Raw genomic sequence first — 19,608 nt, forward strand, 5'->3', positions numbered from 1 at the left:
GGCTAACACTCCATCAATTCACGTTTTACATAGGCCCACATTAGCAGTTTGTGCTTTGCACCGGAACCGATTTCGACCATTTCGAGGGCATCCTCGAAATGGTCATCTAGAGGCTGACCACTGTTTCGACAGGCCTCTTTAGCCCGTTCCAGTACCGGCAAAAAATGCCGGAACTCTGAATAATCCAAGACTTTGGACAAGGCGCGCGCCAGCCAGAATTCGTTACCGTTATCGTCTAACCGACGGATATTCTCGAATGTTGCATGGTGCTGTTCGGCGATATGTTTGGTGGTCATGACGATCTCCTTTCGTGATTAAAATCGAAGGCCTTAGCCAGCAACCGTTCAGGGATTTTGTTCAAGTCGTCAAGCTGTTGTTTAATGGCCGCCTTGACCGGTTGCAATTGTTTCAGCGCAACGGATATTCGGACTTGCTCGGAATACGGTGGCAGTTGAATGAAGCCTTCTGCAAGGCGATTACACAACATCCGTTCGCGTACTGCACCGCGCGCCAGCGAATTGATGCACTGCACACCGTAAGGCGAACGTAGCCAGTAATAAAACCAGCGGGAGTCGACTACCCCAGGCTTGCCCCGCAACGCCACTTAATCCGGGCTGGTGATGCCGGGCTGATCGTCGTCATCGACAAAGGCAATCGAGCCGATCAGGATACGCATTGGATTGTAAAACACGGTACCGGAGAAAACCGGTTTATAACGTTGCGGTTGTTTGCCCGGCGGCTCCTTGGCCGGGGCCAAGCCGTCACGGGTTGCACCCAATACCGGGTAATCGGCCCAACGTTCACCAATGCCCTTTTTCACTTCATCCAGAACATCACCTAACGGGCATTCGCTAACCTTGGAATGCTCGATGCTTTGGCGAATATAGGCATTGGCAAGTTTGACAATTTCTTGCTGTTGGATTTCTAAAGCCTGCCGCGCGGTTTCGACTTCGGCTAGTTGGGTTTTGAGATTTTTTATGACCTGATGCTGTTTCTCTATTTCGATAATAGGTACATCGAAGTTCTTTATTTGATCTGTGGTTAAATTTCGGAATATAGCGCCTGTTGCATGTTTATCAGTTTCAACCAGCTGAAATAGAAACCAAAAGTAGAGAAACTCAGTAATAATTTTTCGTTGATCTAAATTTCTGAACCCCACAAACCCGTCATGGATGCAAGCATCAACATCTAAAATAGAAGGCAACCCCGGAGAACCGCTTACAACCATCGTCAAGTCTCCTTTTAGCATGGGTCTACTGAGCTTAGCACCTTCGTTGGTCAAAAAATCCACCTTTGGTACAACATACATCCCGTCGCGAGTAACGTCTTCAACCATCAATCTTGGTACATTTCCTCCGTAATATCGCTTGTCACCTTGGGGCCTCGGACTGCTACCTCTCACCAACTCGCAAAGAGTATCAACTTTCTGAAAATTCATACCCCAAACAACCTTCCCTTAGCCAACAAAATCACCTCCACCGGTTTTCCCAATTTTTTCAACGCCGCCAAACCACCCGCCTGCTGAATGTCCGGCACGTCCCACAGCGCCGGCGTTTCCAAAGCTTCGGTGCCGCCCAGCGCAAATTGCAGACCAAAGCCGCGCAACACCATGGCGCTGTCGCTTGGCATGGTGTCGAACCAGGCTTGATTGCTGTCGATATACGCCTGACCGCGTTGCGGCTGCTTCAAGGCTTGGGCGCGGTAGCCGTGGTGGGCGAAGATGTCGTAATAGTCAAAATCCTGCATGTCTTCCAGTTCGCGCAGTACTTCCGGCGAGTAATGGTCGCCCAGCAGATGGTCTATCAATTGCCGGCGTTTTTTGGCTTCTATCCACAATTGCCGAAACTGGTTGAGGTCGTGCGCTTCGCTCACCACGCGCTACAGGATTTCCCGGCGGTATTCGTCGCTGGGGATTTGCACGTCCCGGCCGTCGCGGCGGGTCAGAATGTAACGGCCTTGCGGGGTGACACTGACGTATTGGCCTTTGATCTCTGCTACCGAGGGTTGATGGCCTTGTCCTCCATCGCCATCATTACCGCCGTCGTCATCCTCGTCATCTTCATCATCGCCGCCCGATTTTTTCTTTTTGCCCGAGCTGTTCGCGGTGATGAAATCGGTGCCGAATAAGTCGGTGACGCCGGTGTAGTCGTAGAGCCAAAATTTGTATTTTTGGGTGTCTTCGTCGATGCGGGTGCCGCGTCCGACCATTTGGTAAAACAAGATGCTGGATTCCAGGTAGCGGAAGAACACCACGGCATTGAGGCGTTCGATGTCGACGCCGGTTGCCAGCAGATCGACCGTGCAAGCGATGAAAGCGCGTTCGCCGGAGCCGCGCATGGGCTGGATCAGGTCGCGGCCGCCTTTGTTGGTGCATTTAAAGGCGTACAGGTCTTTCGGGGTTTTGCCGTGCTGTTTGCACCATCGGCTGTACAGGTTGTTCATCTGTTGCACGACGCGATCAGCATGAATGTCGCGGGTGCAGAAAATAATCACTTTTTGTTCGGGGCCGCCGTGGCGGCAGAGTTGCTCGAACAAGTCTGCGCACATGGTGGGGGTGCGCAACTCGATAAAGATTTCGTCGTCGAAGTCTTTGGCGGTGTAGAGGTCTTTTTTTAAATCCGTCTCGCAAATGGGTTTGCCGGTGCGAAGGTCGGTGGGTTTGAGGTCGAGTATTTGTTGCTTGGTATAGCTGATGTTGTCGATACTGGCCTGGCGTTTGACGATTTCGCAGGCGGCGAGGTAGCCGTCTTCTTGCGCTTGAATCAAGGTGTATTCGTAGACCGGTTCGCCGAAGTATTTGAGATTGTTGGCGGTGATGGCGGCATCGTCGGCGGTTTGCTGTTTGGATTCGCGCAACTGGCGCGGCGTGGCGGTCAAGCCGATTTGCACCGCGTTAGGATTACGCAGCAAGACTTCCGACCAACGGCCCCAGGCGGAGCGATGGCATTCGTCAATGATGATGACGCTGAAGGCGTCGGGCGGATAGTGGTCGGTTAAAAAACTGCTGGCGCCGGATTCCTCGTCATCCAAACCCAAGGTTTGATAGGTGGCGATATGCACGCGGGCGTTTTTGGCGGCGTTTTGTCCGCTGGCGGTTTCGACGATGCGGGCGCTATCGCCAAAGGCTGCTTTCAGTTTGTTATAGCCTTGGGTGCGCAGTTCGTCGCGGTCGCACAAAAATAATGCCGGCTTGGTCAGGCGTTGGGCTTGTTGCAGGCGCCACAGCAAGTTGGCGGCAATCACCGTTTTACCCGCGCCGGTGGCCAGTGCCAGCAAAACACGACACGGCTTTAGTGCCCGTTCGCAATGCAGGATCTTCTCGAACACGGCGCGAATCGCGGCATCCTGGTAATAGCGGCTCTTGGGATAGGCTTTGCTGTCGGCGGTGAACAACAGCGCCGCTTCCGGTTTATGCAGGTCGATGCCGGTGTCGTTGAGGTAGCGCTGGGTTAGCGCGGTGTGCGTTGGAAAGTGTTCTTTGAACGCATGCGGCCCGGTTTGCAAGCCGGTAGTTTTATCAAACTCACCATAACGATGGCCGTTGGTGGCAAATACGTATTGCACATGAAAGCGACTGCATTCCGCGTAGGCCTTGGCTTGCTGCATGCCTTGCAGCGGGTCGGCCTCTTCCTTTTTCGCTTCCAGCACACCGACGGGGAGCGGTTTGGTGGCATCGGGCGTTTGTACGCAAAGTAGATAATCAGTGCGACCGCCGCCGGGGCGTCTGCGACCTTTGTGGCCGATCGCTTCCACCGGTGCGGGTGTTTCCAATTTTAGTTTGCCGGCGTCGTCGTAGCCTTTATCGCGCAGAACGGGATCGATCAACCAATAACGGGTTTCAGCTTCGTTGTAGCTCATTTTTGGTGACTTTCCCTATCTTAGAATTAATTGGAAACGGCGTCCGATGGGTAATAGTCTATCAAACCCATTAAAAAATCCTTGCCCTGGATTTTATCAGTAGGTCGATTTCAAGTTGAATGGGTTGCTGATCTGATTCCAAACCGAATTTGGATATTCGAATCAGATAGACAGAACTGGATGAAGCTAGACGCCCCTCGGATCAGCGGAGGGCCGGCGCGGGCAAAAAAAAGCCCCACATTTAGATGTGAGGCCTTAATTTATTTGGCTCCCCCGGACGGGCTCGAACCGCCGACCTAGTGATTAACAGTTACCCGACCCACTCATAAAAACGCCTTGATTTTGCTAGGCGATAATTCATAACTTATTGTTTGTATTGATTTTGTACCTTTCTTGACATTTCTCTAGCATTCCCTAGAATGCGCTAAATCATGATGAAAACATGACCGGGCCATGACCAGAGAATAAAAGGAGGTTGAAATGGCAGAGAAAATAAACTTTACCCAGCAGCGAATCGAAAAGCTGCCGACACCTGAAAGCGGGAGGGTTGACTACTACGATACGGGTTGCCCAAAGCTTACGTGTCGGGTTTCCAGTACAGGTGTTAAATCCTTTGTCCTGTTGAAATGGAATGGCAAAAGCATGCAGCGTGTAACGCTTGGTCGATACCCGGATATTTCGGTTTTTCAGGCTAGGGAGCTGGCTACTGGCGCCCTGTCCGACATGGCATCTGGCATCAATCCAAACGAGGAAAAGCGCAAGCAAAAAATGAAGGGGATTACCCTTGGCGAATTGCTTGATCGATACCTTGAGGACAAATCCGACTTGAGAGAGGCGTCGATTCTTGATTATCGGAAGAAAATAAACCAAGGCTTTTCGGACTGGCTTAATAAGCCGGCCAGCGAAATAACCAGGGATATGGTTCTGGCCCGGAGAAAGCAGTTTGACGGCGGTAGGGATAACAAATTAAGAGTCCTCAGACTGCTGATGCGCTATGCGATGATCACCCTCAAGGCGATTGACGATAATCCGGTCGATGTTTTGCGCGATGGCAGTCTTTGGTCGAAACCTAAGCGCAAGAAACGCATGATACCCAGCGACAACCTTAAGGAATGGTACGGCGCCGTGCTGGCGCTGGAAAACGAAAAGGCTAAGGTTTACTTGCTGCTATTGCTGCACACCGGGCTTAGAGACCAAGATGTACGGTACCTGGAGTGGAAGGATGTCGATTTTAAAAACGACTGCTTTGTTGCGCGAGATACCAAAAACCATACCGACTTCACCGCCTATATCGCACCTCAAATCAAGCCGTACTTGCGGAATTTATCGAAACTGACTGGCGATAGCCGGTTTGTTTTTCCGGGCGATAGCGGTGATGGGGTAATGGGGATACCTCGCAAGCCAATTGCTCAGGTAGCGGCGAAAACAGGCATTGAATTTAGTAGTCACGACCTAAAACGCACCTTTTTAACGATTGGCGAGGCGGCTATGGTGCCGTTTTCTTTGCTGAAGGCCTTGGCGAACCACGAAACCGATGCAGACGTCACCGGGGGCTACATAAACCCCGAAGCTAAAACCCTGAAAACCGCAACTTTTAAGATTGCCGACTTTATCGAGTCACACGTTTTGCCAGATGGTGAAAATGTTGTGTCGTTGCGCGTGGGTGAAAGATAGTGACTTATTTCAATTTGCCGCGCGATGCAAGGACGCCAGAAACTGAAATCGACGTGATATTGGCGAATATTTCCTTTTTGTATGATTGCTTGGTGCCAGGTCACGAACCATACTCTTTCTTCAACACGTATTACCGTAGCTTGATTGAGGATGAGCGTACTAGCGGCGATGATCTAGCGAAGGTAGTTTACGAGATAAATCCGGTAAATGATGAGGGGATTGGAAAAGTAACACACTCTGCCGCTTTATTCGTAGCTTGCGGATACTGCTGCGAGGCTAAACGCGCTTATGATCGTGGTCGGATCAATGAGGCATGGACACTAATTATTGATGCTAAGGATTGGTTGAGGGTGCCTATGTCGCTAAGTCCTGCAATAGACAGATTGAAACTAGCCGAGCATTCAGCCGCTCTATCGCTGATATACCGCGAGAATAGGCTTATAGGTGCCGCTAAATACAGCCATGCCGAATTCATAGATAAACACTACCGCTCAAAGCCCTGGAAGAATAAAGAGCAAGCCGTGGAAGAGATAAATCAATTACTCGTAATTCACCTAAAAAATAACGAAAACGTGCCTGTGAGGAAAACAAAAACCGTAGATGCTAATGGAAAAATAATAGAAGAAAAACAAACCGACTTTACCCGGCTAATCCGTAATCATTTACCAAAAGCAAAACAGGTAAAGATTGATCGGGATAACTGGAAACCACCAACATAAAGAAATCAAGACATTTGAAATACGCCGGTTATATGCCGGCTTTTTTTTGCCCAAAAAAATCATATCCAAAAACCTCCGGTAACAAAATAGATTTTGTTAAATGGGTTTTTTCGACTTCGGCTTTCGCGAAGATGCTTGCGACTTAACGTAATAACTCGCAAAGGCTGGAAAAATGAAAAACCAAGAATTATCGTTTGACGTCGATGTATTGACCGACACAGATGGCGCGTCAAAACTATTGCATATTCCGGCTGCTAGCCTCGTTAAATGGCGCAGCACTGGCGAAAATAACATTCCGTTTATCAAAATTGGTCGCCAGATCAAATACCGCACCACTGACTTGAAAAAGTATGTGGAGCGACACACCCATCACGCGCAATAAAAAACCCCGAACCTTAATTAATAAGGCCGGGGTTTGCTGGGTATTAATCACTTCTTAGGCGGAATTGATTTTACCACAGCAGCAATTTCCGGCAAAGGAAAAAGCTGTGAAAAAAATACTATGTCAATGCGTCAACTCTAAGGTTGGCGATATTAAGATCAGCGCCGGAATCAGGACGGTTCTGATACTCGAACTGGCCGATAAAAACGGCGAAATGTTTATCAAATTTTTCAACGCTGACCGCACTCCAAAAGGGAATATCGCTGTTGGCAGAAATAGCGATTTAGCCAAGCTGTACCGTCTTGCTGTCGGTGAAAATCCGGCAGCTAGGTTCAGCCGAGCCGACAAGCTAATTAGTCATTTTCAAGGCTTATGGTTTGAAATCCAAAGTGAATCAGCAATCGGAAAGCGCGACGGTGAATATCAACGAGTAACCAGCATTGCCCCCAAAAATCCCGTGATCGCTGACGGCTGGACAATCACCGGACACCTGATAAAAAACGTTAGAACAAAAGCAGACAAAAATCAGGCAATTTTTGGGCAACGTTTAGGCAAGAATCAGGCAATTTTTGGGCAATTTTTGGGCAATTGCAATTCGACCTCAGTCCGCGAACCTATTGGGCTGAAAGGCAATCTCGATCCCATGCAACATTCCACCTACCACATAGGAACCTTCTACATACCAACTAGTAAAGATATTAGTTTATTAGGGGTAGAGAAAAATCCCAGATCGACATCACCGCCTTCGGACTTGGCAAGCATTGAACCAACCAATCACCAAATCCACTGAGGCGCAAACCATGAACCAATTACCGAACACACAGATTATCGACCGCTTGGTCGATGCACAGGACCGCCTGGAGACGGCTGCAAAAAGCACGATACAAGCGGCGTTTGACTTAGGCGACATTCTCATCGAACTGAAAGCGGTCACACCGCACGGAAAGTTTGAAGAGGTTCTCAAAACGAAGGCGCGCTTTCGTTTTTCGATACAGCACGCAAGAACGTTTATGCGAATAGCAGAAAACAAGGCACAGATTATTGAGCATAGCGGCGGCGAACCGCTATCAATCCGCGAAATGGAGCGGTTAGCCAAACCCAAACAGAAGGCATTACCGGCACCTAGCACCGATGGTGACGACGAAATCATCGATAGGCTGATGATGGAGCCATCACACACCCTTGGTAGGGATGATGTGGTTATTGACGCCGAATTCAGCCGCGTAGCGCCACAAACAGCGGAGACACCTACCCAAGCATCAGACGAGCCTGAGATTGAAGATGCCGAGGATTATTACGACATAGAACCGGATGACTGGGAACCGGAGCTGGATGAGGATCAAGCGGAGGTTGGCGTACCAGAGGATGTTCAGGCCGAACTAAAAAGGCTACGGGACGACAACGCATGGATGAAATCAATATTCGAGGATGACAATCACACTTCCGCCGCAATCCATGAAATCGAAAAACTGAAAACCATCAACGATGCGCTTCAAGGTCGAGTAGACAGCCTGTTGGCCGAAAATGCCCAGATGCTTGGGCGGCTCAACTATCTGGAGGCGCGCTGCAAAAAACTGGAGAAGGCTCATGCAAAATAATTTGATTTTGCGTGGCTACCAAGACGAAAGCCTAGACGGTTTGCGCCAAGGTTTTGCAGCTGGCCACCGCTCACAAATGCTGTATTTGCCGACCGGCGGTGGAAAAACTGAGGTGGCTATCTCGATGCTGGCAGCGGCGGCTGACAAGGGCCACCGGGCGGCAATGGTGATGGATCGCCGCGTACTGTGCGACCAGACAAGCCAACGACTTGAAAAATACAACATCGATCACGGCGTTTTGATGGCCGGCCACTGGCGCTACCAAACGCACAAATCGATTCAGATTTGCAGCGCGCAGACATTGGAAAAACGAGGTTCATTTCCAAACCTGAAGTTGTTGATTGTCGATGAAGCCCACAACACACGGGCGCAAACTGCCGAGTTCATCAAAAACAATCCGTCTATCAAGGTTGTCGGCCTGTCCGCGAGTCCGTTTACCCGGGGGCTTGGCGGCATTTATTCGAACGTGGTCAGCACCACGACCACCGAGGCGCTTGTTAATGCCGGCAGTCTTGCCCCGCTGAGGGTGTTTATCTGCAAGGAAATCGACATGACCGGCGCCAAAAAAGTTGGCGGCGAGTGGAGCTCGGCGGATGCGGGCCAGCGCGGCATCCGGATTACCGGCGACATCGTGTCCGAGTGGATAAAAAAAACTTTTGAGATGTTTGGCGGGCCGCGCAAGACGATTGCTTTTTCTGCTAACGTGGCGCACGGGCAGGATTTGGCCGAAAAGTTTAAGCAAGCCGGCTTTAACTTTGTCTCGATCAGCTACAAGGACGATGAAGCCACCAAGGCCGCAATATTCGCGGAGTTCGCCAAGCCCGACAGCACAATTCACGGCCTGATTGCCACCGACATTCTGACAAAGGGCTTTGACTGCCCTGACGTGATGATAGGCATCAGCGCTCGCCCGTTCACAAAGTCGTTTTCGTCGCACGTTCAGCAACTGGGCCGGACCATGCGCTCATTCCCTGGAAAGGATTTTGCCTTATGGATTGATCATTCTGGGAATTTTTTACGGTTCAAGGACGACTGGGAAGCCTTGTATTACAACGGCGTTCATGAGCTAGACGACGGCGCTGAAAAGCCAAAGCGCGAACCAACCAAAGAGGAAAAGGAAGCCGCAAAATGCCATAAGTGCGGCGAGCTTTGGGGGCCAAAGGACGTTTGCCAGCATTGCGGGGCTATCAGGATCAGACGTAACGCGGTGATCGCCGTTGCCGGGGCGATGGAAGAAATCAAGATCGGCAAGACCGTTTTTGATGGAAACAAAACCGACCTGTGGAACCAAATCTGCACCATTGTGAAGGCGCGTGGCAATAAGCCAGGTCGAGCGTTTCACCTGTACCAAGATTTGACCGGGCGAAAGCCGCCAAAGCGGTTTGAGGATGCAATTGATGTACCGGTCAGTTCCATCATCAAAAATGAAATCATGCGCAGAAACATTGCCTTTGCAAAAGGACGGTCAGCATGAGCGCGGTTATCGATATTCGCGACCAGTGCCGGGGACGCTGGGCTAATGTGCTGGTTTCGCTGGGCTTTGCCGATGAGATTTTCAGCGGCAAGCACCAAGCGTGCCCGGAATGCGGCGGCAAAGATCGGTTTCGTTGGAATCGCGAAAAAGAATTCGGCATCTGCAACCAATGCGGGCACCATCAGCCGGTTGATATGGTGATGACCAGGCTAGAAATGTCGTTCAAGGATGCGGTAGCCAAGATACGTTCAATCATGGGGCAATGCCAGGCAGCACCGGCTAAGCCAGACGATACAACCAAAAACCAAGAGCGGCTAAACCGTATTCATTCCGGACTTAAACGCATTGCTCAAGACGATCCGGTTTGGCGCTATCTTCGGTCGAGAGGGATAACGATATTACCGAAGCGAGACGTTTTCACGCACAAAGGGCTGGATTATTGGACCAAAAACGAGCAAGGCAAACCCGTGAAGGTCGGCACTTTTTCGGCAATGGTTTCGGTGTTCCGCAACCTGTCGAGCGAGGTTTGCACGTACCACGTTACATATCTCACGACGGACGGCAAAAAGATTACTGGCTATCCGGCAAAGAAGGTACAGCCACCCATCCGTGATATGCGCGGTGGCTCAATCCAGTTTGGCGGGGTTGGTCAAACAATAATTGTCGCTGAGGGCATAGAAACCGCGCTGGCCGCTGAGCAAGAGTTTGGCTACCCAGCTTGGTCAGCGGCAAACGCCACAATGATGGAACTGGTTGAAGTGCCCGACTACGTTGAGTCAGTGTTAGTCATAAGCGACGAAGATTCGAGCTTCACCGGGCAGAAGGCCGCTTACACGCTCGCAAACCGGCTAAAAGTCCAGAACGGAAAGGACGTTTCAGTTGTTCGATTGACCAGCAAAACAACAATCCATGTTGACACAGGCCTTGATGCTGACTTTTGTGACTATATAACCAGCTAATTCAACAACTTACAACACAAACCTAAACACGAAAAGTCCGCCTATACAGGGGTTTTTCGCGCGTAGAATTTCACTATCGCCACTAAAAACAAGGAAAAAAAATCATGAGTAAACCAATCACCAAAACCGACTTTTTGGCCGCTGTTCGCGCCAAGGAAATCATTCTGCCGGCCGTTGTCGAGCTTCAAAAGATCGATAGCGCAGCGCTTGCCGGCAACAGCTATACCGCCAAGACAATTAGTCGCGCCGTTAGTGCTTTGCAAATGCACCTAAAGGACGCTGACAAGCTTTTCGCGCAAGTTGAGACTAACTTCCAATCGGCGGGCGGCAACGAACTTTTGGGGCAAGTCGCAAGGCGGATGTCAGCAATTACCGGCGAAATTAATTTGATTTGGCGCACGATGGAGCTTTTGCGCCAAGCGCACGATCACAAGGTTAATTCACTAAGGAACGATGGATTCACACAGGCCCAAATCGACCAGATCGAGCCCGATCCCCAGCAACAACTGGCCGACCACGCCGCAGCCATTAAAGCCCTGCAAGCCGAACAAGAAAAGCTTCATGCCTTTGTTGCGACAGCTCCGGCTTATGAGCTGCACCACCTTGCCGGCACCTCTTTTGAGGGCGGATTGAACCAACTGGAGGTCGCGTAATGAAGGAAAACACACAACAGCTAGTGTCGCGGCTTGATGATGCGATTTCTGGCCTTAAGCGGCTTAGCCCAGCAAGTTTGCAATACGATTCAATACTTTACGAGCATTTCTTTAAAGCGATGCTTTTGTTGCAAGCCATCAAGGCTTCTTTTGAAGGCAATTCAGTCGAGCAAAACCCGCTTATTGACACCGACCTAAAAATACAGGTTGCCTCATCAATCGTGGGTCTTGAGGCCCAAATTGACGAAACTTTCGCAAAAGCAGATCTGGCTGTAAATGAGCAAACTCTCCAGGTAAAAGAGCAAATAACGCCAGAAATGTCGCAAAGTCAGGTGCTGGAACTCTGCTCAAACCCGGAAATAGACGAGCTTTACGACCAAGCCGAAAAGATGATTGCCGAGCGAAAACTCCTAACAGCCTTTATTCAAGACCCGACTGCTGATGTTCGGCTTTTGGCGGGAACTTCTCTCTCACAGCCAGAGCCAGTTTCACATTAATCAAACCCACAGGAAAAAACCGATGAACATGCAAGAAATCGATGGCGATGTTTTAATCGCCGCCCAAAACCGAATCGCAGAGCTCCAAGAAACGGTTCGTGTAACTCAGTTCGACATCCAAAACAAGCGTGACGTGCACGACCGCCAACGCCAAGCGGCACGGGAAAGCTTCAAAACAAATGAGGATGAATTTTTGTCCGCCAATCCGGTGTTAATTGATGATGATTTTTCCACTGAAAATTCAGTCATCGCTGCGGCGCAAGCGGAAGCCAACGCTCTGGATTCATTTTTGAAGTCTGGCCCGTACCCGCTGTACCCCGCTGAATATAATATTTGAGCTTCTGGAAAACACTGTTGTTTCGGCATAAGGGTAGATCATGGCACTACAATCAGACTCGCAAGGCTTTCTAGTTGGCGATCCTATCGACCTTGGCCGCATGCCAGGGTATTTGCGCGACATCAAAAGCGATGTGGCCGAGATCAGAAAGGCGATAGTCGGCGGCGGTCCTAACAGTACCCGGCAGCGGGCCGCGTCATCTGCCCCAGCCAATCTACCGAACCGCGATAGTCGCGGGAAATTTGTACCGAAAGCTAACGTAGCTACGCCAACAGGTGCGAGAAAAGGCGAGGCAGCTATCCAGGCATTGGCCGAATCACTTGGGGCAAGCCAGGGCGCTCAGAAACGCATAGCCGAAACTATGCGCTCGGCGGCGAAGAAAGCGGATACAACCACAAGCCGGGATAGCTCAGGCCGATTTACCAGTAATGGCGAAGGTGGCGGTAGCGATGGTAGTGGCAAGTCATCCAACGGCGCGATAGCCGCTCTAGCCAACAGATTGTCGGCCTTATCCGGCGTGGGTACCGGTATCGAGGATGTAGACCCAACGGTCAAGGCATTTCAGGAAGTGGCTGAACCTATGCGCCGAGGGCTTGAGTTTTTCGGCGTCGGCAAGGACGACAAGCAAACTGGTTGGCTGCGCAAGATTTTTTCAAAGCTGAATATTTTTCATCGCGAAAGCTCGGTCTACGATAAAGCATCGACCAAGGTACTAAAAAGCATTGATGAGAAATCGGGGCTTGGCGGCGGCGATGGCGACAGTTTTAGTGGCGGTGCGGCAGGATCATTAATTGGCCGACTGGTTCCCTGGTTGATTGGCGGACTGGCTACGGCGGGCGCCGGCATTGCATCGGTGGTTGGTGGTGCGTTTACGACAGCCTTTGCTGCGATATTCAGCCCGATAGGCGCACTGGCGGCGGCGGCGGGCGTGGCCGCGTGGGGCATATTTACCGAGGATGGCCGGAAGTTTTTCAGCGATCTTGGCGGCAAGATGGCCGAAGGCTGGAACAAGTTCACCGACTTCCTGGTGGAAAGTTCGCCAAAAACCATGGAGTTTTTGAAGAATACCGGCGAAAAAGTGGGCGCCGTTGTTGATGGCGTAAAGGCGACAGCAAGCAAGGCGTTTGCGGTAGTTGCTGAGCAAGCTAAGGATGCAGGAAGTTACCTTGTAAAAAGCTCGCCGGTCACTATGGCCGCACTTGATGAAGCCGGCAGCTACGTAAAAGGCAAATTCGACGCACTCAAAGCTGCGCTGGGATTCGGTGGCGGGGAGATAACCGGGCTTACCGATTCTCAATCTCGTGCTTTGGCCGCTGAAACCCAACGCACCGAGTCACAGGGCAACCAACGCGCAGAAAATAAATATGGCTACATCGGGAAATATCAGTTCGGCGCAGATGCTCTCGCGGATACTGGCCTGGTCGATCTGGATAGGCTGAGGGCTGCAAAAAAGGCCAGCGGCAAAGGATGGTACCAAGGTGGACAAACCGCGTTCCTGAATGATGCCAGCAACTGGAATATTGCGGGCGGAAAGGAATCGTTTTTGAGTGATTCGGCCTTGCAAGATAAAGCTTTCAACGAATACACCTCACGCAATATTGAAGCCGGCTTTCGGTCTGGCGCGCTCTCAAAAAACGCTGATGCGGCAAGAATCGCGGCATATGCCAAGGCCGCGCATTTGAAAGGCACTGGCGGGGCCAACAAGCTGTTTTTAAGGGGTATCGATAGCGTAGACGCCAACAACACAAGCGCATCGATCTATGCAAGCCACGGCTCCAAAGCCATGAATACCCTGGCCCCATTAGTCGCTCAAGCCCAAGCCAGGACTGTATCAGCACCATCAGCGCCAGTTGTAAAAATACCATCAGCCGGCCCAATTGCCGACGCACCGCAAGTTGTTCAGCCGCTCGGCAGCGGTAGCGATAATCGGGGAATGACAATAAATCTACCATCACAGGATGTTGGGCGAGATTTGTCAGACAGAGGTATCGCTCATATCGTCACTGGCGGCTTGTCTGGCTAAAGAGCAAGGTTCGACATTGTTTCTATGGGCTCACCATCAAGGTGAGCCCTCCATTCCGCAACTAATTTTTGACAAAAAGGACCATAGAATGATCGATAAAGACGAGGTGTTGCTTTCAAAACAAGTTGGTTTGCGGTTGGCTGAGGCGCGCAACGATCTGTGTAAGCTAAGCCAAGCCAAAGCCGCCCAACTGTTGGGGATCGATGCTGGCGATTTGCGGTTGATGGAGGAAGGTTTGAAGACGGTGCCGATAACGGTCGTTGTAGCCGTTGCGCGTGCATTTGACCTATCAGCCGATTGGATTCTTGGCTTGGTTGCCGATGACTGGGAACTTGACCAAGAAACAAGGCGCGAGCGTGATTTTCTCGTCGCCTTGGAGAAATTGCACCTTGAAAGCCGGGCCCAGCAAGTCGCCAAGCAGGTCGAACAGGACAGCAAGGTTGCCGCTTTGTCTGACGCTGTAGCATTGCTCGGCCAGGCTATCCAGGCGATAGATGATAGCTTCATGATTTTTTGGCAAAAGACCCAGGAGTTTGAGAGTTTTCCCGGCGGGGCACAGGTATTAAACCGTGTAGACCAGGCTATTTGTGCATCGCGCGCCGCAACATTAAGCCTTGTTCGCGCCAAAGCACTGCCGATTGAATCCCTAGCCGCCTTACCGCAGCCAAGGCCGGCGATCAGGGTTTGGACACCGGCAACCGCGCAATTGCCGCAACCAGTTCTACCCATAACCGAAAGTAAGCCGCGCACCACCCGTACACGCAGCAATCTCACCCAGTCGCCGACTGCGCTTGCGTCATAAACCAAAAACAGGAATTACAATGGCACAAAACCAACCCAAAACGCCGGAAAGTGTTGAATTAACATCCGATTGGGGCGGGCTATCACCACACTTGATAGCCTCGTTCTACCCGGTTGACCGGAACGGCATCAGGAAGAAATACAACGACAAGTATGTCGTAGTCAAAGCGGCTTTGGTCGATCCAAACATGGAGGCTAGTTTTTCATGGCAGTCGCCATTCGAACAGGCCGGACCGGAAACCAAAGCGCCAACGCTATTTGCCATGCTGCAATCCGGGGCGATACAACCAATCATTGACGCCATTCCCCTGCTCGGTGACGGGAGTACTGGTAATGCCGCTGCTACCCGGTTGCTTCAGCAGTTCGAGGGGCGAACCGGCATAACCAAGCTGAATTCAGTACAAGTGTTCAACGGCATGCCGCCTGTAAAATTCACGCTTACAGCGCTATTTCGCGCCTGGAAAGATCCAGCTAACGAAGTTGAGCGGCCATTCGATCAGTTGATGGAGTGGGCATTACCTGTGGAGTTGGCAAAAGACAGCTCATTGCTGGTTAATGCCGTCGAAAAGGTCCGTGGCGGCGACAAGGACTGGATTGAATCAGTATTGCCTTCACAGTCACCCACGCTTCTCGCCATGTCATACAAGGGGCGCACTTATGCGCCTTTGGTTATCGAGTCCATTGGTCAGCCTATTTCATCGCCTATCGATAAAACCGGTGCGTTTGTTGAGTTGGCGGTACCACTTAGCTTGGCAACGCTCACAGCGATCGACAGGCAAGATTGGAGTAGAACCTCTCTCAACAATGTCAGGTCAAAACAAAGGCGGTAAGACGCCTAAAGTTGCTCGTAGACCAGCTTATCACCATAGGGGATAAACTGGTCTAAATGAAACGCTCCAAAGCTCCACGAGCCAAGGCTGTGGCGGGTCATTGAAACCGACGACGGAAGAAAATGCCTAGGATTTATTGTTGTAACCCAATCGGACATGCTAAGCCTCAGCGTATCGCTCGCGAACGCTGTGCCTTAAGGTTTTCGGCGTACCCTATGGTTTTTTATCAGACATCTTTGCCGATTAATCATGTTAATAACAAAGGCGGATGAGAATGGCTAAATTGACCTAATCACATCAACCCAATAAAGAATTTTCGCTTCACGAATAGGATCGCATTAAAACTGATAGTGAAAGCATTCTTTACGGATTAGTCGATAAAATATCAATCAACCGTTCTGTTTGGCCTATGGCTGTTTGCTTATCTTTAATAGAAACTGTCGAGGTCAAATGATAATCAGCAGTTGTCCTTAACATCTTTAATTGTTGAAGCATGAAGCCGACTTTTCTGTCGTTGATATTCGGACTGTTTTTCAGACCAGAAATCAATTTGGCATGGACGCCACCCTCAGCTGTTCCATCGGTCTTATATACATCTAGACAAGTGTGATAAGCCGCGTAATAAGCGCGGCTAACTGAATTCCTCATTTGAATTTCGCTGTCATCTGATAAAGATTGTGCGAATTGCAAAAACGCTATTTTGTCGATCGGCATTATTTATTTCTGGTAGGCTCTGAATACCACTGTCATGTCTTTGAGATCAAGATCAGCGCGGCTAGCCAATATTTCACATAACTCAAAATTCATTTCTACTGTCGTCTCGACATCTGACGAGGTTTCAATCCATTGAAACAATTCGCGATTTTCTTCGGTATCAAGCAAAGAAAGACTGACGGTTCTTATACCGGGACCGTACTTAATACGGACAGATTCTAAAATATCGGAAAGCTTATGCAAGGTATCTGTATGGATACCGAAATTTAAAACAATCTCAGCGTTACTAACTAAATCATTCACTTGCTCTTCAAATTGAGGCAATTGCAATGGAAGTAGCGTTTGATAATGCTCGAGCACCTTATCGAATAGACCAAGATAATATGACGAATTAACTGCATCAGTAATTAGCTTCGGAGCGTGTGGGAATAAGCTTAAGCCAGTTTCGGCCCAATGTAATGCATCCTTAAGACAGCAAAGGTTATAAAGAGACGTGCAATATGATTCGTAATGCTGGACAGAACCATCCAAACGGATAGCTAATTCATGCTGTTTTTGACACTCCTCTATGTCGTTATCCAGGCATGCAATCATTCCTAGAATGTTGGCATAAGATGCATGATTGACGTTTTTCAGGGCAACAGCTTTCTTTTTTAACCCAGCTATTTCGAATTCAGAAGGTGCGACGTCCTTAATGATATATTGGCAAATCTCGTCGATTAGCTGATTTTCAATGGTATTGGGCTGCAGCGCCATTTAGGTTGTCCTTAAGCGGAACAATTTCAAACCGATCACATAACGGTCTCGGAAAAGCATTCTCATGAGCTTAGCCATTCTAAACCAGTAGATAGAATTTTTACACCGAATCAACATGAATTTTTTAGATCATCGCTGGTTAGACAATGTCCAACCAGCGATAAAACTGGTTCAGTTACAGTTTGGTTTATCAGAGAGTCCCACGATCATAAACATCCCCCGCACATCGTCCAATATCGCCTTTTCACGCTCGATGATCGGGTCGATGATGTAGGCAGTTCCTAGGGTACATTGCCGTTGCCACCATCAAAATTGATCAGACATGGAAATCCAGGTCTGACCGTATTTCACAGCGCTACACCACCGACTGGCGCGAGCTGGTCTGCGTCAGCTGCAAATAAACCTAGCGTATATCAACTCGGAAACCTCAATCAAAATCAACTTTTCAACGTGCTTAAATTTCCCAACTTCCAAGACGCGGGGAAAACATGCAGCCGGTAATCATCGACACAGAAGAAAAGCAAAAAATCGTTAAAACATTCGGTCAGCGCATGATAATTGCGCGCGAAATGTGCGGACTGAGCGGTCTGGAAGCGGCTGAGCGGCTGGGATACGCCAATTCCTCCAAGTTGAGCAAGATAGAGCATGCCAGCGATCCGCTGGCAATTCCTGCTTTTCTACCATACAAAGCGTCTATTGTGTATCAGGTCAGCCTTGATTTTCTTTTTGCCTTGTCGGACGACTGGCAGCGCGACCCACTAATTTCCCAACAATGCCAAATTCAAAGGGCTCTCGAACAAGTCAGCGCCGAAGAGAACAACGCTATCCGGAATCTGTTTGATCAGCTGTCGGTGGTCGAACAGGCGGCAGAGGTCGCCTTCAACCGATTCGGCGAAATCAAGAAGATCGTCAACCGCTTCCGCGAAATCAATCCGGAATTCGATGAGCTGAAACTGGGGGCAAAACTGCTCAGAGTGGTCGATGAAGCGAGTTCGGAAGTCGCGGCAATTGGGCGAAAATTGGCGGGGTATCATGCATCAACCCAATCCAAAACGTAGTTTCTTCAGCCCCTAAAGGGTAAACCCTATGCCAAATACCAAAAAACACGCTGGTGGTCGGCCCACCGCGTTAAAGCCGGAGTTCATTGACCAGGCTTACAACTATTGCCTGCTTGGCGCCACCGATGCGCAGCTGGCCGGATTTTTCGGTGTGAGCGAGAAGACGATCAACACCTGGAAAAAGCAGGCCCCGGAGTTTGCCGATTCCCTCAAGCGCGGCAAAATGCTTGCCGACGCTCAGGTTGCCAATTCATTGTTCCAGCGCGCGACCGGTTACAGCTGCCCTGAAACCAAAGTAAACATTGCAGATGGTCGGGTCATTTTGACCGATATAACGAAGCATCACTCGCCAGATACAACAGCGGCGATATTCTGGCTGAAAAACCGTCAGCCCGATAAGTGGCGCGATAAGGTTGAGGTCAACGGTTCACTGAAGCTGGACAAAGAAACACTGGATATGATCGAAACTCAATTCGTCACCAAAATGGCGGCTGCACATGAACGCCAAAAAGCGGTGTTGGCTGAACGTGAGGCAAGGCCCGAAGCAGAGTAATCAGGCTTATGGCGAAGGCTTCCATCTTCCAAGATCCCAGGTACCTCGAATTCGTTGAACGCTTTCACGCCGACCCGCTACGTTTTGCGGTCAGCGTTTGCGGCATGTCGCCATCGTTCGACCAGGAAGACCTGCTTTTCGCTATTTCCCCGCCCAATGCCAAGGTGTCGGTGGTGTCAGGCACCTCTACCGGCAAGACGGCGGCATTTGGACGGATAGCCTTATGGCACCTGCTGTGTCATCCGGTCGCGGTGTATGAGGGCAAGGTCGAAATCGGCTCGAACACCTACATCGGAGCCCCAAGGATAAATCAGGTAGCCGACGGTGTTTGGAAAGAGATGAACGACGTTTATCTCGCCATCGCCAACGGGCCGTATGGCTGGATAAACGACTACTACGAGATTACCAAAACCCGAGTAGCGGTCAAAGGCTTTGAAGACCAGTGGTTTATCACCCAGGTTGCCATGCAACAAGGTCAAGCCATTGGCGTGGCCGGCAAGCACCGGTACTGGCAGCTGATCATCATCGACGAGGCGGCTGGCGTATCGGATGACCACTTCGACGTTATCGATGGTACCCAAACCCAGGGCGGCAACCGCACGTTGATGGCATCCCAAGGGGTGCGCAACGCCGGCAGATTTTATGAATCGCACCACAACCTATCGCGCGACAATGGTGGTTCGTGGATTTCGTTGCGCTTTAGTTCCGAGCGGTCGCCATTT

The 19,608-nt window shown here is 50.3% G+C and carries 24 protein-coding genes; 17 read left to right on the forward strand and 7 right to left on the reverse strand.

The window, feature by feature from the left end; genetic code table 11:
• Positions 1 to 2: 2 nt before the first annotated feature.
• The 5 genes from CWO84_RS02790 to CWO84_RS02805 all read right to left on the reverse strand — a co-directional run bounded on the left by CWO84_RS02790 (position 3) and on the right by CWO84_RS02805 (position 3,858).
• The gene (locus CWO84_RS02790; RefSeq protein ID WP_033157926.1) at positions 3 to 296 is read right to left on the reverse strand and encodes a hypothetical protein; all 294 of its coding nucleotides are present in this window, start codon (positions 294 to 296) and stop codon (positions 3 to 5) included.
• Entirely contained in the window at positions 293 to 604 is a 312-nt protein-coding gene (locus CWO84_RS02795; RefSeq protein WP_033157927.1) for a hypothetical protein, read from the reverse strand. Before CWO84_RS02795 ends, CWO84_RS02790 begins: the two co-directional genes overlap by 4 nt.
• A complete protein-coding gene (locus CWO84_RS02800; RefSeq protein ID WP_165385929.1) occupies positions 605 to 1,336 on the reverse strand; it encodes a restriction endonuclease subunit S in 732 nt (243 codons plus the stop codon). It abuts the gene before it with no gap.
• Between the two features lie 98 nt (positions 1,337 to 1,434).
• A complete protein-coding gene (locus CWO84_RS24590) occupies positions 1,435 to 1,872 on the reverse strand; it encodes a hypothetical protein (RefSeq protein ID WP_201799023.1) in 438 nt (145 codons plus the stop codon).
• A 6-nt stretch (positions 1,873 to 1,878) separates the two neighbouring features.
• Entirely contained in the window at positions 1,879 to 3,858 is a 1,980-nt protein-coding gene (locus CWO84_RS02805) for a DEAD/DEAH box helicase family protein (protein ID WP_205800333.1), read from the reverse strand.
• A gap of 480 nt (positions 3,859 to 4,338) precedes the next feature.
• Here CWO84_RS02805 and CWO84_RS02810 point away from each other — a divergent pair, with 480 nt between their 5' ends.
• The 13 genes from CWO84_RS02810 (at position 4,339) to CWO84_RS02870 (ending at position 15,805) form a co-directional block, all read left to right on the forward strand.
• The gene (locus CWO84_RS02810) at positions 4,339 to 5,532 is read left to right on the forward strand and encodes an integrase arm-type DNA-binding domain-containing protein (RefSeq protein WP_101051740.1); all 1,194 of its coding nucleotides are present in this window, start codon (positions 4,339 to 4,341) and stop codon (positions 5,530 to 5,532) included.
• Entirely contained in the window at positions 5,532 to 6,251 is a 720-nt protein-coding gene (locus tag CWO84_RS02815) for a hypothetical protein (protein WP_101051741.1), read from the forward strand. The genes CWO84_RS02810 and CWO84_RS02815 overlap by 1 nt, the downstream gene beginning before the upstream one ends.
• A gap of 172 nt (positions 6,252 to 6,423) precedes the next feature.
• Positions 6,424 to 6,633, forward strand: a complete 210-nt coding sequence (locus CWO84_RS02820; RefSeq protein WP_101051742.1) for a helix-turn-helix domain-containing protein — start codon at positions 6,424 to 6,426, stop codon at positions 6,631 to 6,633.
• Between the two features lie 106 nt (positions 6,634 to 6,739).
• Complete coding sequence (locus CWO84_RS02825) at positions 6,740 to 7,423, forward strand: hypothetical protein (protein ID WP_133120637.1); 684 nt, start codon at positions 6,740 to 6,742, stop codon at positions 7,421 to 7,423.
• A gap of 10 nt (positions 7,424 to 7,433) precedes the next feature.
• Positions 7,434 to 8,231 carry a hypothetical protein gene (locus tag CWO84_RS02830; protein ID WP_101051744.1) on the forward strand — a complete coding sequence of 266 codons (798 nt, stop codon included), beginning with the start codon at positions 7,434 to 7,436 and terminating at the stop codon, positions 8,229 to 8,231.
• Positions 8,221 to 9,705, forward strand: coding sequence for a DEAD/DEAH box helicase family protein (locus CWO84_RS02835; protein ID WP_165786261.1), 1,485 nt, complete (start codon positions 8,221 to 8,223; stop codon positions 9,703 to 9,705). The genes CWO84_RS02830 and CWO84_RS02835 overlap by 11 nt, the downstream gene beginning before the upstream one ends.
• Entirely contained in the window at positions 9,702 to 10,664 is a 963-nt protein-coding gene (locus tag CWO84_RS02840; protein WP_101051746.1) for a toprim domain-containing protein, read from the forward strand. Before CWO84_RS02835 ends, CWO84_RS02840 begins: the two co-directional genes overlap by 4 nt.
• Before the next feature lie 134 nt (positions 10,665 to 10,798).
• Entirely contained in the window at positions 10,799 to 11,317 is a 519-nt protein-coding gene (locus tag CWO84_RS02845; protein WP_133120638.1) for a hypothetical protein, read from the forward strand.
• Positions 11,317 to 11,814: a hypothetical protein gene (locus CWO84_RS02850; RefSeq protein ID WP_101051748.1), complete on the forward strand. Its 498-nt coding sequence runs from the start codon at positions 11,317 to 11,319 to the stop codon at positions 11,812 to 11,814. The genes CWO84_RS02845 and CWO84_RS02850 overlap by 1 nt, the downstream gene beginning before the upstream one ends.
• A gap of 22 nt (positions 11,815 to 11,836) precedes the next feature.
• Positions 11,837 to 12,151 carry a hypothetical protein gene (locus CWO84_RS02855; RefSeq protein ID WP_101051749.1) on the forward strand — a complete coding sequence of 105 codons (315 nt, stop codon included), beginning with the start codon at positions 11,837 to 11,839 and terminating at the stop codon, positions 12,149 to 12,151.
• A gap of 499 nt (positions 12,152 to 12,650) precedes the next feature.
• The gene (locus CWO84_RS02860; RefSeq protein ID WP_133120639.1) at positions 12,651 to 14,174 is read left to right on the forward strand and encodes a hypothetical protein; all 1,524 of its coding nucleotides are present in this window, start codon (positions 12,651 to 12,653) and stop codon (positions 14,172 to 14,174) included.
• On the forward strand, positions 14,110 to 14,976 hold the full coding sequence (locus CWO84_RS02865; protein ID WP_117433612.1) for a helix-turn-helix transcriptional regulator: 867 nt from the start codon (positions 14,110 to 14,112) through the stop codon (positions 14,974 to 14,976). The genes CWO84_RS02860 and CWO84_RS02865 overlap by 65 nt, the downstream gene beginning before the upstream one ends.
• A gap of 19 nt (positions 14,977 to 14,995) precedes the next feature.
• Positions 14,996 to 15,805 (forward strand): hypothetical protein, encoded by an 810-nt coding sequence (locus CWO84_RS02870; RefSeq protein WP_101051752.1) that lies wholly within the window; start codon positions 14,996 to 14,998, stop codon positions 15,803 to 15,805.
• A gap of 363 nt (positions 15,806 to 16,168) precedes the next feature.
• On the opposite strand, the gene CWO84_RS02875 is transcribed toward CWO84_RS02870, so the two are convergent.
• Both CWO84_RS02875 and CWO84_RS02880 read right to left on the reverse strand, forming a co-directional pair.
• On the reverse strand, positions 16,169 to 16,519 hold the full coding sequence (locus tag CWO84_RS02875) for a hypothetical protein (RefSeq protein ID WP_101051753.1): 351 nt from the start codon (positions 16,517 to 16,519) through the stop codon (positions 16,169 to 16,171).
• A gap of 3 nt (positions 16,520 to 16,522) precedes the next feature.
• Positions 16,523 to 17,275: a hypothetical protein gene (locus tag CWO84_RS02880; RefSeq protein WP_101051754.1), complete on the reverse strand. Its 753-nt coding sequence runs from the start codon at positions 17,273 to 17,275 to the stop codon at positions 16,523 to 16,525.
• Between the two features lie 290 nt (positions 17,276 to 17,565).
• On the opposite strand from CWO84_RS02880, the gene CWO84_RS02885 reads away from it, so the two are divergent.
• The 4 genes from CWO84_RS02885 to CWO84_RS02900 all read left to right on the forward strand — a co-directional run.
• Positions 17,566 to 17,676, forward strand: coding sequence for a DUF4113 domain-containing protein (locus CWO84_RS02885; protein ID WP_101051759.1), 111 nt, complete (start codon positions 17,566 to 17,568; stop codon positions 17,674 to 17,676).
• An 87-nt stretch (positions 17,677 to 17,763) separates the two neighbouring features.
• Positions 17,764 to 18,333 (forward strand): hypothetical protein, encoded by a 570-nt coding sequence (locus tag CWO84_RS02890; protein ID WP_033158446.1) that lies wholly within the window; start codon positions 17,764 to 17,766, stop codon positions 18,331 to 18,333.
• 28 nt (positions 18,334 to 18,361) lie between these two features.
• Complete coding sequence (locus tag CWO84_RS02895; RefSeq protein ID WP_101051755.1) at positions 18,362 to 18,886, forward strand: terminase; 525 nt, start codon at positions 18,362 to 18,364, stop codon at positions 18,884 to 18,886.
• Between the two features lie 8 nt (positions 18,887 to 18,894).
• On the forward strand, positions 18,895 to 19,608 hold a 714-nt coding region (locus tag CWO84_RS02900; RefSeq protein ID WP_205800334.1), incomplete at its 3' end, for a hypothetical protein.

The organism is Methylomonas sp. Kb3 (genome assembly GCF_002834115.1).
Classification (GTDB): domain Bacteria; phylum Pseudomonadota; class Gammaproteobacteria; order Methylococcales; family Methylomonadaceae; genus Methylomonas; species Methylomonas defluvii.

What these genes read in the sequence shown, in the direction of transcription:
- CWO84_RS02790 (WP_033157926.1), bottom strand. Translation starts at nt 296, where the DNA reads ATGACCACCAAACATATCGCCGAACAGCACCATGCAACATTCGAGAAT.
- CWO84_RS02800 (WP_165385929.1), bottom strand. Translation starts at nt 1,336, where the DNA reads ATGGTTGAAGACGTTACTCGCGACGGGATGTATGTTGTACCAAAGGTG.
- CWO84_RS02805 (WP_205800333.1), bottom strand. Translation starts at nt 3,858, where the DNA reads ATGAGCTACAACGAAGCTGAAACCCGTTATTGGTTGATCGATCCCGTT.
- CWO84_RS02810 (WP_101051740.1), top strand. Translation starts at nt 4,339, where the DNA reads ATGGCAGAGAAAATAAACTTTACCCAGCAGCGAATCGAAAAGCTGCCG.
- CWO84_RS02820 (WP_101051742.1), top strand. Translation starts at nt 6,424, where the DNA reads ATGAAAAACCAAGAATTATCGTTTGACGTCGATGTATTGACCGACACA.
- CWO84_RS02830 (WP_101051744.1), top strand. Translation starts at nt 7,434, where the DNA reads ATGAACCAATTACCGAACACACAGATTATCGACCGCTTGGTCGATGCA.
- CWO84_RS02835 (WP_165786261.1), top strand. Translation starts at nt 8,221, where the DNA reads ATGCAAAATAATTTGATTTTGCGTGGCTACCAAGACGAAAGCCTAGAC.
- CWO84_RS02840 (WP_101051746.1), top strand. Translation starts at nt 9,702, where the DNA reads ATGAGCGCGGTTATCGATATTCGCGACCAGTGCCGGGGACGCTGGGCT.
- CWO84_RS02850 (WP_101051748.1), top strand. Translation starts at nt 11,317, where the DNA reads ATGAAGGAAAACACACAACAGCTAGTGTCGCGGCTTGATGATGCGATT.
- CWO84_RS02855 (WP_101051749.1), top strand. Translation starts at nt 11,837, where the DNA reads ATGAACATGCAAGAAATCGATGGCGATGTTTTAATCGCCGCCCAAAAC.
- CWO84_RS02865 (WP_117433612.1), top strand. Translation starts at nt 14,110, where the DNA reads ATGTTGGGCGAGATTTGTCAGACAGAGGTATCGCTCATATCGTCACTG.
- CWO84_RS02870 (WP_101051752.1), top strand. Translation starts at nt 14,996, where the DNA reads ATGGCACAAAACCAACCCAAAACGCCGGAAAGTGTTGAATTAACATCC.
- CWO84_RS02875 (WP_101051753.1), bottom strand. Translation starts at nt 16,519, where the DNA reads ATGCCGATCGACAAAATAGCGTTTTTGCAATTCGCACAATCTTTATCA.
- CWO84_RS02880 (WP_101051754.1), bottom strand. Translation starts at nt 17,275, where the DNA reads ATGGCGCTGCAGCCCAATACCATTGAAAATCAGCTAATCGACGAGATT.
- CWO84_RS02890 (WP_033158446.1), top strand. Translation starts at nt 17,764, where the DNA reads ATGCAGCCGGTAATCATCGACACAGAAGAAAAGCAAAAAATCGTTAAA.
- CWO84_RS02895 (WP_101051755.1), top strand. Translation starts at nt 18,362, where the DNA reads ATGCCAAATACCAAAAAACACGCTGGTGGTCGGCCCACCGCGTTAAAG.